Origin of the sequence: Acidovorax sp. Leaf191 (assembly GCF_001424425.1) — a bacterium.
In the GTDB taxonomy this organism is placed as follows: domain Bacteria; phylum Pseudomonadota; class Gammaproteobacteria; order Burkholderiales; family Burkholderiaceae_C; genus Acidovorax.
This window is the reverse complement of sequence record NZ_LMPT01000012.1, coordinates 347,252-361,008: the sequence shown is the minus strand read 5'-3', so window position 1 is coordinate 361,008 and position 13,757 is coordinate 347,252. Positions and strand designations below refer to the sequence as shown.

Here is a 13,757-nt window from a genome sequence, read left to right as displayed (position 1 = left end):
GCAGCACCATGAAAAAAGCGGTACCGGCCCTGGGGCCGCTACCGCTTTTTGTCTCAGGCGTGCCCGGTCATGGTAATGACAGGGGTGAAGCCGTTCTGCCGGGCTCAGGCCGCCTTGACGGCGTCCACATTGCGCAGGCGGATGTGCAGCTCGCGCAGCTGCTTTTCATCCACGGGCGAAGGGGCCTGCGTCAGCAGGTCCTGCGCGCGCTGGGTCTTGGGGAAGGCGATCACGTCGCGGATCGACTCGGCACCGGTCATCAGCGTGATCAGACGGTCCAGGCCGAAGGCCAGGCCACCGTGCGGAGGGGCACCGTACTGCAGCGCGTCGAGCAGGTAGCCGAACTTGGCCTGTGCGTCTTCGGGCGTGATCTTGAGGGCGTCGAACACCTTCTTTTGCACGTCGGCGCGGTGGATACGCACCGAGCCGCCACCGAGCTCCCAGCCGTTGAGCACCATGTCGTAGGCCTTGGCGATGCACTTGCCAGGGTCCGTGTCCATCAGGTCTTCGTGGCCGTCCTTCGGCGACGTGAAGGGGTGGTGCACGGCGGCCCAGCGGTCGTTCTCTTCGTCGTGCTCGAACATCGGGAAGTCCACCACCCACAGCGGTGCCCAGCGGCTTTCGAACAGGCCGTTCTTCTTGCCGAAGTCGCTGTGGCCGACCTTCAGGCGCAGCGCGCCGATGGCGTCGTTGACGATCTTTTCCTTGTCGGCACCGAAGAACAGCAGGTCGCCGTCCTGTGCGCCGGTGCGCTTCAAGATCTCGGCGATGGCTGCGTCGTGCAGGTTCTTGACGATGGGGGACTGCAGGCCTTCGCGGCCGTTGGCCACTTCGTTGACCTTGATCCAGGCCAGGCCCTTGGCGCCGTAGATCTTCACGAACTCGGTGTAGGCATCGATCTCGCCGCGCGAGATCTGCGAGCCGCCGGGCACGCGCAGGGCCACCACGCGGCCACCCTTGGTGGTGGCGGGGGCGGAGAACACCTTGAAGTCCACGTCCTTCATCACTTCGGTCAGCTCGGTGAATTCGAGCTTCACGCGCAGGTCGGGCTTGTCGGAGCCGAAGCGGAACGCCGCTTCCTGGTACGTCATGATGGGGAACTCGCCCAGGTCCACGCCCAGTTGCTGCTGGAACACCTCGGTGATCATGCGCTGGAAGATGGCGCGGATCTCTTCCTCGCCCAGGAACGAGGTCTCGCAGTCGATCTGGGTGAACTCGGGCTGGCGGTCGGCACGCAGGTCTTCGTCGCGGAAGCACTTGGTGATCTGGTAGTAGCGGTCGTAGCCGGCCACCATCAGCATCTGCTTGTACAGCTGGGGCGACTGCGGCAGCGCGAAGAACTGGCCGTCGTGCACGCGGCTGGGCACCAGGTAGTCGCGCGCGCCTTCGGGCGTGCTCTTGCCCAGCATGGGCGTCTCGATGTCGATGAAGCCTTCCTTGTCCAGGAAGTTGCGCACCTGGATGGAGGTCTTGTAGCGCAGCATCATGTTGCGCTGCATGTGCGGGCGGCGCAGGTCCATCACGCGGTGCGTGAGGCGCGTGGTCTCCGACAGGTTCTCGTCGTCCATCTGGAAGGGCGGCGTGACCGAGGGGTTGAGCACGTTCAGCTCATGGCACAGCACTTCGATCTGGCCGCTCTTGAGCTTGTCGTTGGTGGTGCCGTCGGGACGGGGGCGCACCAGGCCCACCACCTGCACGCAGAATTCGTTGCGCACGCCTTCGGCGGTCTTGAACATCTCGGCACGGTCCGGGTCGCACACCACCTGCACGTAGCCTTCGCGGTCGCGCAGGTCGATGAAGATCACGCCGCCATGGTCGCGGCGACGGTTCACCCAGCCCGACAGGGTGACGGTTTGGCCCATCAGGGCTTCGGTCACAAGACCGCAATAGTGGGAACGCATGGCCATGGCAGAAACTTCCGGCGCCCGGGGGGCGCATTAAAAGGGATTCACTTACCCGGAGAAATGAGCGTGGGGTCCGCCGGAGCGACCACACCCATCGAAACAATGTATTTGAGGGCTGAGTCCACGCTCATGTCGAGCTCGACGCAGTCGCTCTTGCGCAGCATCACGAAATAGCCGCCCGTGGGGTTGGGCGTGGTGGGCACGTACACGCTCACGAACTCGTCACGCAGGTAGGCCGCGACCTCGCCGTTGGGCGCACCGGTGACGAAGGCCACGGTCCAGACGCCCTCGCGCGGCCACTGCACCAGCACCGCCTTGCGAAACGCGTTGCCGCTTTCGGAGAACAGCGTGTCCGAGACCTGCTTGACGCTGGAGTAGATGGAGCGCACCACGGGGATGCGGTGTACCACCGCGTCGCCCCACTGCACGAGCTTGCGGCCCGCGAAGTTGCTGGCCACCGCACCCACCACCAGCAGGATCAGCAGCGTGAGCACCACCCCGAAGCCGGGCACATGAAAGCCCAGCACCTTGTCCGGGTGCCACGCGACAGGCAGGATCTGCAGGGTCTGGTCGAGCGTGCTCACGATCCAGTGGAGCACCCACGCCGTGATGACCCCTGGCACGATCACCAGAAGGCCGGTCAGCAGCCATTTGCGCATAGCAGACATGAAGGTGCTCGATCAGCTCGTGGAGGACGAAGAGGTGGAGGTGGAACTGCCGCCGGTGCTGGTGCTGCTGGCAGGGCTGCTCGCTTCTTTCTTGGGAGCGTCGCCGGAGCTGGCGGGCGCGGCGGCGTCGGATTTGGACTCGGTCTTGGCGTCGGTCGCTGGTGCGGACGTGCCGCCACCCCCGCTGTTGCCACCGCGGAAGTCTGTCACGTACCAGCCCGAGCCCTTGAGCTGAAAGCCTGCGGCCGTCACCTGCTTGGAGAACGCCTCGGCACCGCAGGCGGGGCAGACGGTCAGGGGGGTGTCGGAGATTTTTTGCAGCACATCCTTGGCATGGCCGCAGGAGCCGCATTTGTAGGCGTAAATAGGCATGTCAGCGTGTGGAGGGAAAGTGCAAAACCCTCAATTATAGGCGGCGGCATACCCCTACCCCGCAGAGGCCGTGTGCAGGGCGCCTGCGGCATGCGCGCGCCCTGCGCCGCAGGGCCGCGCGCCTGTCAGTCGGCCCCGACCAGCGGGTGGTGCGATGCGTGGCTGTTGCGGATGGCCTGCGGCGCGAGCGAGCCCACCAGCATGCCTGCCAGCGCCGCCAGCAGCCCGGCCAGCTGCGCCGGGAACACGGCACCCACCGGCGTGGCCAGGAACAGCAGCCAGGTGCCCAGGCCCAGCACGATGGCCGCGATGGCGCCCTGTGTGGTCGCGCGCTTCCAGTACAGGCCGAACACCAGGGGCACGAAGGCGCCGACCAGCGGCACCTGGTACGCGCCCGAGACCAGTTCATAGATGGAGGTGCCCTGCATGTAGATGGCATAGGCCAGCACGCAGCCGCTGAACACCAGCGTGGTGATGCGCATGGTGCGCAGGCGCTCCTGGTCGGTGCTGTGGGGCTTGAACTGGCGCCAGATGTTCTCGGTGAAGGTCACGCTCGGGGCCAGCAGCGTGGCCGATGCGGTGGACTTGAGCGCCGACAGCAGCGCGCCGAAGAACAGCACCTGCATGATGAACGGCATCTTGGCCATCACCAGCGTGGGCAGCACCTTCTGGGGGTCTTCCTTGAGCAGCGCCGCGGTCTCGCCGGGCATGATGATCAGCGCACTCGCCACGAGGAACATGGGCACGAAAGCGAACAGGATGTAGCAGATGCCGCCGATGACCGGGCCGCGCGTGGCCGCCTGCACGTTGTTGGCCGACATCACGCGCTGGAACACGTCCTGCTGCGGGATGGAGCCGAACATCATGGTGATGCCCGCGGCGATGAAGAACACCACGTCGTGGAACTTGGGCTCGGGAAGGAAGCGGAACAGCTCGCGGCTGGACGCGAACTCGATCACCTTGTCGGCCCCGCCGGCCATGTTGCCCGCGAACACCGCGATCACGGCCAGACCCACCACCAGGATGATCATCTGGATGAAGTCGGTGACCGCCACCGACCACATGCCGCCGAACAGCGTGTACGCCAGGATGGACACCACGCCGATGGCCATGCCCACCGGGATGCTGATGGCGTCGCCCGACAGCAGGTTGAACACCAGCCCCAGCGCCGTGACCTGCGCCGACACCCAGCCCAGGTAGCTGAGCATGATGATGAGCGAGCAGACGATCTCCACCGTGCGGCCATAGCGCTCGCGGTAGTAGTCGCTGATGGTCAACAGCGTCATGCGGTAGAGCTTGCCCGCGAAGAACAGCCCCACCAGGATCAGGCAGAAACCCGCGCCGAACGGGTCTTCCACCACGTTGCCGAGGCCCCCTTCGATGAACTTGGCCGGAATGCCCAGCACCGTCTCCGAGCCGAACCACGTGGCGAACGTGGTGGTGATGATCATGTACAGCGGCAGGTGCCGGCCGGCAATGGCGAAGTCTGCCGCGTTGTTCACGCGCCGGGCTGCGAGCAGGCCGATGCCGATGGTGATCAGCAGGTAAACGATAACCAGGGTCAGCAGCACGGCATGCTCCTCAATGTCGCGAAGTGGAAGGTAGGAAAACCGGAAAAACGGGGAAAGGCGAGAGACGCCGGGACTAGAAAACCCGGAACCGGTACAGCACTTGCAACTGTTGTACCAGCATGAAGAACAGGAAGCCCGTGATGAACCCCACGCCCACGTAGATGATGGCGTGCAGGAGCTTGTTGGTGCGCTTTTGCTCGGCCAGCAGCTCCATCAGTTCGCGCCGGTGGTCCTGCGGCTTGTGGCGCAGGTAGTCGTACATCAGGCGGGGCAGCTCCGGGATCAGCTTGGCGTAGTGCGGCGCCTCGGCGCGCAGTTCGCGCCACAGGCGCTGCGGGCCCATCTGCTCGAGCATCCACTTTTCCAGGAAAGGCTTGGCGGTGCTCCACAGGTCGAGGTTCGGGTCGAGCTCGCGGCCCAGGCCCTCGATGTTGAGCAGCGTCTTTTGCAGCAGCACCAGCTGCGGCTGGATTTCGACGTGGAAGCGCCGGGACGTCTGGAACAGGCGCATCAGCACCATGCCCAGCGAGATCTCCTTGAGCGGCCGGTCGAAATACGGCTCGCACACTGCGCGGATGGCCGACTCCAGGTCGTTGACCCGCGTCTCGGGCGGCACCCAGCCGCTTTCGATGTGCAGCTCGGCCACGCGCTTGTAGTCGCGCCGAAAGAACGCCACGAAGTTCTGCGCCAGGTACTCCTTGTCCGATTCGGTCAGCGTGCCGACGATGCCGAAATCGAGCGAGATGTAGCGCCCGAAGGTGGCAGGGTCCAGGCTGACCTGGATGTTGCCCGGGTGCATGTCGGCGTGGAAGAACCCGTCGCGGAACACCTGGGTGAAGAAGATCGTGACGCCGTCGCGGGCGAGCTTGGGGATGTCCACGCCCGCATCGCGCAGCCGCTCCATCTGGCTGATGGGCACGCCGTTCATGCGCTGCATCACCATGACCTCGGCGTGGCAGAAGTCCCAGAAGATCTCGGGAATCAGCACCAGGTCCAGGCCCTGCATGTTGCGGCGCAGCTGCGCTGCGTTGGCCGCCTCGCGCACCAGGTCCAGCTCGTCGTGCAGGTAGTTGTCGAACTCCGCCACCACCTCGCGGGGCTTGAGGCGCTTGCCATCGGCCGACAGGCCCTCCACCCAGCCGGCCATCATGCGCATGAGGCCCAGGTCTTTTTCGATCACGGGCAACATGCCCGGGCGCAGCACCTTGACGGCCACCTCGCGCTCGATGCCGTGGCGGTCGCGCAGCGTGGCGAAGTGCACCTGCGCGATCGATGCGCTGGCCACGGGCACGCGGTCGAACGAGGTGAAGACCTCGCCGATCGGGCGGCGGTAGGCGCGCTCGATGGTGGCCACCGCGATATCCGGATCGAAGGGCGGGACGCGGTCCTGCAGGCGGGCCAGCTCGTCGGCCACATCGGGCGGCAGCAGGTCGCGCCGGGTGGACAGCACCTGGCCGAACTTCACGAAGATGGGGCCCAGTTGCTCCAGCGCCTCGCGCAGGCGCTGGCCGCGGGGGGCGTCGAGATTGCGCCCGACCGAGAGCACCCGCGACACCGCGCGCAGCCAGGGTTTTTGAAAACTGTCGAGCAACAGGCCGTCCAGGCCGTACCGGAACACCACCCACAGGATGGCGCCCCCCCTGACGAACTGCTTCATGCGCCGGACCGGTCTGGGCCGCTGGCGGGCACGTCGTGCGCGGGCGACACGGGCGGCACAGGCACCACGGCCGCACCAGGCGCCGAGGGTGCCATGCGCGAGCCCACGAACTGTCGCAGCGCCTGGGCTGCCCTGCGCGCCACCTGGGCCACGGTGTGGGCCGGGGCATCGCCGATGACGCGGGCGAGGTCTTCCTCGACATCCCAGCGCACGTGGTCGACCAGCCAGTTGATCTCGGCCGCAAGCTGCACGTCGCCTTCGATGCGGATGGTGGGCTTGTCGCCGCGCAGCGCCGTCTGGGCCAGCGCGAAGGGCGAGGTCTCGGTCACTTCGAGCCGCAGGTCGGGCACCGCGGTCTCGGGCGCCAGGTTGAACAGGCCTGCGGGAGTGATCACGAGGGCCATGGAGTAGGCACGCCACTGGACGCGGGCGACGCGGCCCTTTTGGCGCACCAGGCGGTCCGTGGCCTCCTTTTCCTGCATGAGCACGTGGTTGAGGAACAGCACCACACGCTGCTGAACCTCATGCACCAGCCACTGCGGGGGCTGCGGGCCCGCTGCGACGCGCTCGAAAAGGCCGTTCAGAAAAGGAAAAGGGGACTGTGGTGTTGCCATAGTCCCCGATTATTCCCTGAACTGGGCAAGCCCCCAAGAGGGGCGATGCCCTTAATTACTGCAGGGCCTGCACACCGGCCACCAGCCAGCCGCTGCTGCCGGCCTTGGGCTTGGTCATGTTCCACACTTCGCGGAACGGGCTCGGGCCGGCCGAGGGCTCTTCGCGGATCATGCCGGAGAACTCGACGCTGGCCATGTAGCCGTCGCCCAGGTCTTCGATGCCCAGCAACTGGGCTTCGATCATGACCACATCGGTGTGGTTGGGCTGCACGCCGCGGTGCGCTTCGCGTTCGGTGAGCTGGGTACGGATCTCATCGAGCATGCTGTCGGTCATCATCGAGCGCAGCGTGTTGATGTCCGAGCGGTCCCAGGCGGCCTGCAGCGTGACGAAGTTGCGCTTGGCGGCGGACAGGAAGCCGTCGGTGTCGAAGTCGGCCGGCACGCCCCAGTTCTGCGAACCCGACAGGCCCGAACCGATGACGACGCCCGTACCCGCACCACCTTGCTGCGCGGCGCGCGAGGCGTCGAACGCCATGCTGCTGCGCTCCCAGGGGCGGGCAGACGCGTCGTTGCCCACGTTGTTCGGGCTGTACTGCGGTGGCACCTGAGCGGCCGCAGGGGTGGAAGCCCCGGCACCCGCACCGGCGCCCTGGAAGGCAAACGGCGCGCCGCCAGCGGCTGCACCGCCGTTGGCAGCACCGCCACCATTGCGCGAGCGCATCACCATCTTGAAGATCGCGAACGCGGCCACGGCCAGCAAGGCGATCATCAGGAAGTTGGCAAACCCTGCACCCATGCCCAGGGAATGCGCCAGCCAGGCCAGGCCCAGGCCGGCGGCCAGGCCACCGAGCATGGCGCCCCAGGGCTTCTTGGCTGCCGCTGCGGCAGGCGCAGCGCCCGCTGCAGCCGGCTTGGCAGCCGCTGCGTTGGTCGCGTTCTGCGCCGGTGCGCCAGGCGTCGCGGGCGGCGTTGCCGACTCGCGCTGCGTCACATTGCTGGACTGCTTGCCCACCGACTTGCCACCACCCATACGCCGGGCGTCAGCGTCCGCGTGCGCAAACGCCAGCATCGCCACCAACACCACAGACCACAGTTTCATCATGAATTCTCCGTCTCCGTTAATCGCCGAGTGAAGCACTCAGCACTTGATTCCAACATGCAAGGCGACGATGCCCCCTGTCATGTTGTGATAGTCCACATGCCCAAAGCCATTTTTTTGCATGAGGCTTTTGAGTTCTTCCTGGCCCGGATGCATGCGGATCGATTCAGCCAGATACCGGTAGCTCGCGTCGTCGCCGGCCACCAGCTTGCCCAGTTGGGGCAGCACCTTGAACGAATACCAGTCGTACGCCTTCTCCAGCGGCTTGGCCACCTTGGAGAACTCGAGCACCAGCAGCTTGCCGCCGGGCTTGAGCACGCGGCACATCTCGGCAATCGCCTGGTCCTTGTGCGTCATGTTGCGCAGGCCGAAGGCCACGCTCACCACGTCGAAATGCGCGTCCGGGAACGGCAGCTTCTCGGCGTCGCACACCATCGTGGGCAGCACCACGCCCGCATCGATGAGGCGGTCGCGCCCCACGCGCAGCATGGCTTCGTTGATGTCGGTGTGCACCACGCGGCCGGTGGCGCCCACCTTCTTCGAGAAAGCCAGCGCCAGGTCGCCCGTGCCGCCCGCGATGTCCAGCACCTGGCCGCCTTCGCGCAGGTTGGCCACCATCACGGTGTAGGCCTTCCAGGCGCGGTGCAGGCCGGCCGACATGAGGTCGTTCATCACATCGTATTTGGAGGCGACCGAGTCGAACACGCCGCGCACACGGCGCGCCTTTTCCTGCTCGTCGACCGACTGAAAACCAAAATGTGTGGTGCTCATAAGATTCATGCTAGGCGCGCAAGCGCCAGAGGTACAGCGACAACCCCGCACTGAAATGGGGCTTGTGTCGCAATTAGGACAACGCCATCGAAGAGAAAACAGCCGCTACCGCTCGTCCATGTTGCGCCAGCAGCTCTCTTTTCAATAGCACATCGGTCGACAAGGGCTTGTGGCCTGCCCGTCAGTGGCTTCCGCAGGCATGGCCGCCTGCACCACCCTTGGGCGCCATCGGCGCGTCGCGGTCCACGCCGGCAGCGGCCAGGCGCTCGGTGTACTGCGTCCACAGCGCGTCCTGCTTCTGGCCCAGCTCGTAGAGGTAGTCCCAGGTGAAGATGCCGCTGTCGTGGCCGTCCGAGAACGTGGGCTTGACCGCGTAGTTGCCCACGGGCTCCAGGTTGACCAGCGCCACGCCGCGCTTGCCGGTCTGCAGCACTTCCTGCCCGGGCCCGTGGCCCTGCACTTCGGCCGAGGGCGAGTACACGCGCATCAGCTCGAACGGGATGCGGAACGTGGCGCCGTCGGAGAACCCGACCTCCAGCACCCGCGAAGCCTCGTGCACCGTGATCGCCTGCGGCGTGGGCGCGCCCGCTTTCAAACCTGACATGGATATCCCCTGTGAGAAAACTGTGGTGGTGTGGATTGTGGTGTGCTGCAGCGGTGCACGCTGCAGGCAGGGTCAACCACGGGCCGCGTCAAGGCAGCGCGAGCGGGCCCAGCGACTGGCGCATCGCGTCTTCGACCTGCGGCAGGCGCTCCCGCACGCGGACTTCCTGCTGCGCCGGGCTTGGCCGCTGCGCCGCGGCCCACACGGGCGACGGAAAGTGGCTGTCCCAGTCGAAACGGGCGATCACGTGCCAGTGCAGGTGGGGCACCATGTTGCCCAGCGCCGCGATGTTGACCTTGGTGGACGCCAGATGCTGGCGCAGCGCCTGCTCGACCCGCGTCACCGCCTCCATGCAGTGGCCGCGCTCGGCGGCCGACAGGTCCGAGAACTCGGCCACGTGCGCGTTCCACACCACGCGGTAGAACGCCGGGAACCCCGCCTCATTGGCACGGATCACGCGCAGGTTTGCACCACGCCAGACCAGTGCACCACCGTCTTCGGCGCACAGGGGGCAGGCAGTGCCGGTGGCCATCTAGACGAGTACCCGCTCGATGCCGCCGCCGTTGGCGCGCTGCACGTACTCGGGCATCCAGTTGTCGCCCAGGATCTCGCGGGCCATCTCGACCACGATGTAGTCGGCCTCGAGCAAACCGTTGCTCAGGTCGTCCTGGTAGCGGTTCAGGCCCTGCAGGCAGCTGGGGCAGCTGGTGAGGATCTTCACGTTGTCCTGGGCGGCCACGGCGCCCGGCCCCGCGCCGGTGGCCTTCATGACCTCGCGCAGCTTGGCTTCGCCCTTCCTGATTTCTTCTTCCTTGCGGAAACGCACCTGGGTCGACACGTCCGGCCGGGTCACGCCCAGCGTGCCCGATTCGCCGCAGCAGCGCTCGCTCTTCAAGACCTGCTCGCCCACCAGCGCCTTCACGGTCTTCATCGAGTCGCCGAGCTTCATCGGGTTGTGGCAGGGCTCGTGGTACAGGTAGGCGCCCTTGCCCTGCAGCGTGATGCCCTTCTCCAGCAAATACTCGTGGATGTCGATGATGCGGCTGCCTGGGAAGATCTTGCCGAACTCGTAGCCCTGCAGCTGGTCGTAGCAGGTGCCGCAGCTGACCACCACCGTCTTGATGTCGAGGTAGTTGAGCGTGTTGGCCACACGGTGGAAGAGCACACGGTTGTCCGTGATCATCTTCTCGGCCTTGTCGAACTGGCCACTGCCGCGCTGCGGGTAGCCGCAGCACAGGTAACCCGGCGGCAGCACCGTCTGCACGCCCGCGTGCCACAGCATGGCCTGCGTGGCCAGGCCGACCTGCGAGAACAGGCGCTCGGAGCCGCAGCCGGGGAAGTAGAACACCGCCTCCGTCTCGGCCGTGGTGGTGGCCGGGTTGCGGATGATGGGCACGTAGTCCTTGTTCTCGATGTCGAGCAGCGCCCGCGCCGTCTTCTTGGGCAGGCCGCCGGGCAGCTTCTTGTTGATGAAGTGGACCACCTGCTCCTTGACCGGCGCGGTGCCCACGGTGGCGGGCGGCTTGGCGGTCTGCTTGCGGCCCACCTTGCGCAGCAGGTCCACAGCCATGCGCTGGGCCTTGAAGCCCACGTCCACCATGGCCGAGCGCATGAACTTGATGGTGTCCGGGTTGGTGGCGTTGAGCATGGTCATCGCCAGCGCATTGCCCGGGCGGAAGCTCTTCTTGCCCATCTTGCGCAGCAGGTTGCGCATGTTCATGGTGACGTCGCCGAAGTCGATCTTCACCGGGCAGGGGCTCTCGCACTTGTGGCACACCGTGCAGTGGTCGGCCACGTCCTCAAACTCCTGCCAGTGCTTGATGGACACGCCGCGGCGCGTCTGCTCCTCGTACAGGAAGGCCTCGACCAGCAGCGACGTGGCCAGGATCTTGTTGCGCGGGCTGTACAGCAGGTTGGCGCGCGGCACGTGGGTGGCGCACACGGGCTTGCACTTGCCGCAGCGCAGGCAGTCCTTGACCGAATCGGCGATCGCGCCGATGTCGCTCTGCTGCATGATCAGCGACTCGTGGCCCATGAGGCCGAAGCTCGGCGTGTAGGCGTTGGTCAGGTCGGCGTGGCGCACAGGGTTTGAAGCCGCATAGCCTCCTACCGCTTGTCCAGCAAGCGCTGGCAGCTCCTGATTTCGTAGCAACTTGCCCTTGTTGAACCGGCCTTCCGGGTCCACCCGCTGTTTGTACTGCGCGAACGGAAGCAGCTCTTCGTCGGTCAGGAATTCGAGCTTGGTGATGCCGATGCCGTGCTCGCCCGAGATCACGCCGTCCAGGCTGCGCGCCAGCACCATGATGCGCTCCACCGCCTCGTGGGCGGTCTGCAGCATCTCGTAGTCGTCGCTGTTGACCGGCAGGTTGGTGTGCACGTTGCCGTCGCCCGCATGCATGTGCAGGGCCACCCAGACGCGGCCCTTGAGCACGCGCTGGTGGATGGCGGTGACTTCCTGAAGGATGGGCTTGAAGGCCGCGCCGGTGAAGATGCCCGAGAGCGGCGCACGCAGCTGGGTCTTCCAGCTCGCGCGCAGCGTGTGGTCCTGCAGTTGCGGGAACAGCGCTTCGACGTCGTGCAGCCAGCCTTGCCACAGCGCACGCACCTCCTGCACCAGGGCGATGGCCTGGGCCACGCGCTCCTGCAGCAGCTCGGGCGATGGCACTTCGTCGTCCGCGTCGTGTTTGCCCAGCGGCAGGTTGCCGCGCTCGAAGAACTCGGTCAGCGCGTCGCACAGCTTGATCTTGTTGCGCAGGCTCAACTCGATGTTGATCCGCTCGATGCCGTCGGTGTACTCGGCCATGCGCGGCAGCGGGATCACCACGTCTTCGTTGATCTTGAAGGCGTTGGTGTGGCGGCTGATGGCGGCCGTCTTCTTGCGGTCGGCCCAGAACTTCTTGCGCGCGTCGGCGCTGATGGCGATGAAGCCTTCGCCGCTGCGCGAGTTGGCGATGCGCACCACCTCGCTGGTCACGCGCGCCACCTCGTCGGCGTTGTCGCCCGCGATGTCGCCGATCAGCACCATCTTGGGCAGGCCGCCGTTGCCCTTCTTGCTCTTGGTGGCGTAGCCCACGGCCTTCAGGTAGCGGTCGTCCAGGTGTTCCAGGCCGGCGAGCAGCACGCCCGAGCGCTTTTGCTCGGCGAACATGTAGTCCTTGATCTCGACGATGCTGGGCACCGCGTCCTTGGCGTTGCCGAAGAACTCCATGCACACGGTGCGCGTGTGCTCGGGCATGCGGTGCACCACCCAGCGCGCGCTGGTGATGAGGCCGTCGCAGCCCTCTTTCTGGATGCCGGGCAGGCCCGACAGGAACTTGTCCGTCACGTCCTTGCCCAGGCCCTCCTTGCGGAAGGTCTTGCCCGGGATGGCCAGGCGCTCGGTGCGCACGGGCGTCTTGCCGTCGGCCTCGAAGTACTGCAGCTCGAAGGTGGCCGTCTCCGCGTCATGGATCTTGCCCATGTTGTGGTCCAGGCGGGTCACTTCGAGCCACTGCGCGTCGGGCGTGACCATGCGCCAGCTGGCCAGGTTATCGAGCGCCGTGCCCCACAGCACGGCCTTCTTGCCGCCCGCGTTCATGGCGATGTTGCCGCCGATGCAGCTGGCCTCGGCGCTGGTGGGGTCCACCGCGAACACGAAGCCCGCGCGCTCGGCCGCGTCGGCCACGCGCTGGGTGACCACGCCGGCCTCGGTCCACACGGTGCCGACTTCGCTGTCCATGCCCGGCAGGCGGCGCATCTCCACCTCGGTCATGGCTTCGAGCTTTTCGGTGTTGATGACCACGCTCTTCCACGTGAGCGGAATCGCGCCGCCGGTGTAGCCGGTGCCGCCCCCGCGCGGGATGATGGTCAGGCCCAGTTCGATGCAGCCCTTGACGAGGCCCGCCATCTCGCCTTCGGTGTCGGGCGTGAGCACCACGAACGGGTATTCGACGCGCCAGTCGGTGGCGTCGGTCACGTGGCTCACGCGCGATAGGCCGTCGAACTTGATGTTGTCCTTGGCCGTAAGGCGGCCCAGGGTCTTCTGGATCTGGCGGCGCAGCTGCGCGGCCTGCTCGAAGGTGGCGTTGAATTCGGCCACCGCACGGCGCGCGGCCACCACCAGCTCGCCCACCAGGCGGTCGCGCCCGGCATCGTCGGCAGGGGTGCGGCGCTTGTCGACCTCGCCCAGGCGGTGCTGCAGCGCGTCCACCAGCAGCTTGCGGCGGGCCGGGTTGTCCAGCAGGTCGTCCTGCAGGTAGGGGTTGCGCTGCACCACCCAGATATCGCCCAGCACCTCGTACAGCATGCGGGCCGACCGGCCGGTGCGGCGCTCCTTGCGCAGCTGGTCCAGCAGGTCCCAGGACGGAGACCCCAGCAGCCGGATCACGATCTCCCTGTCGGAGAACGAGGTGTAGTTATAGGGAATCTCGCGTAGGCGCGCAGGTTCCGCGGCCTGGGTGTGCAGGGCGGCGACCGCAGTAAAGGCGTTCATGAAGTAGACCTGGGGAAGCGCTATGC

At 66.3% G+C, this 13,757-nt stretch carries 11 protein-coding genes; all 11 read right to left on the bottom strand.

Features of this window, described 5'->3' with window-relative positions:
• Positions 1–104: 104 nt before the first annotated feature.
• The 11 genes from aspS to ASG27_RS10125 all read right to left on the bottom strand — a co-directional run bounded on the left by aspS (position 105) and on the right by ASG27_RS10125 (position 13,731).
• On the bottom strand, positions 105–1,907 hold the full coding sequence (aspS, locus tag ASG27_RS10175; RefSeq protein WP_056415573.1) for an aspartate--tRNA ligase: 1,803 nt from the start codon (positions 1,905–1,907) through the stop codon (positions 105–107).
• A 41-nt stretch (positions 1,908–1,948) separates the two neighbouring features.
• A complete protein-coding gene (locus tag ASG27_RS10170) occupies positions 1,949–2,572 on the bottom strand; it encodes a DUF502 domain-containing protein (RefSeq protein WP_056415570.1) in 624 nt (207 codons plus the stop codon).
• 12 nt (positions 2,573–2,584) lie between these two features.
• A complete protein-coding gene (locus tag ASG27_RS10165) occupies positions 2,585–2,944 on the bottom strand; it encodes an FmdB family zinc ribbon protein (RefSeq protein WP_056415565.1) in 360 nt (119 codons plus the stop codon).
• A gap of 125 nt (positions 2,945–3,069) precedes the next feature.
• A complete protein-coding gene (locus tag ASG27_RS10160; protein WP_056415562.1) occupies positions 3,070–4,515 on the bottom strand; it encodes a sodium:solute symporter family protein in 1,446 nt (481 codons plus the stop codon).
• A gap of 73 nt (positions 4,516–4,588) precedes the next feature.
• A complete protein-coding gene (gene ubiB / locus ASG27_RS10155; protein ID WP_056415560.1) occupies positions 4,589–6,172 on the bottom strand; it encodes a ubiquinone biosynthesis regulatory protein kinase UbiB in 1,584 nt (527 codons plus the stop codon).
• The gene (locus tag ASG27_RS10150; protein WP_056415558.1) at positions 6,169–6,786 is read right to left on the bottom strand and encodes a hypothetical protein; all 618 of its coding nucleotides are present in this window, start codon (positions 6,784–6,786) and stop codon (positions 6,169–6,171) included. Before ASG27_RS10150 ends, ubiB begins: the two co-directional genes overlap by 4 nt.
• Before the next feature lie 55 nt (positions 6,787–6,841).
• A complete protein-coding gene (locus ASG27_RS10145) occupies positions 6,842–7,888 on the bottom strand; it encodes a Tim44 domain-containing protein (protein ID WP_056415555.1) in 1,047 nt (348 codons plus the stop codon).
• Positions 7,889–7,924: 36 nt separating this feature from the next.
• Entirely contained in the window at positions 7,925–8,656 is a 732-nt protein-coding gene (ubiE, locus tag ASG27_RS10140; RefSeq protein ID WP_056415552.1) for a bifunctional demethylmenaquinone methyltransferase/2-methoxy-6-polyprenyl-1,4-benzoquinol methylase UbiE, read from the bottom strand.
• Between the two features lie 181 nt (positions 8,657–8,837).
• Positions 8,838–9,260 (bottom strand): gamma-butyrobetaine hydroxylase-like domain-containing protein, encoded by a 423-nt coding sequence (locus tag ASG27_RS10135; RefSeq protein ID WP_056415549.1) that lies wholly within the window; start codon positions 9,258–9,260, stop codon positions 8,838–8,840.
• Between the two features lie 88 nt (positions 9,261–9,348).
• Positions 9,349–9,792 carry an HIT family protein gene (locus ASG27_RS10130; RefSeq protein ID WP_056415546.1) on the bottom strand — a complete coding sequence of 148 codons (444 nt, stop codon included), beginning with the start codon at positions 9,790–9,792 and terminating at the stop codon, positions 9,349–9,351.
• Entirely contained in the window at positions 9,793–13,731 is a 3,939-nt protein-coding gene (locus ASG27_RS10125) for a DUF3683 domain-containing protein (RefSeq protein WP_056415543.1), read from the bottom strand. It lies immediately after the preceding gene.
• Positions 13,732–13,757 lie beyond the last annotated feature (26 nt).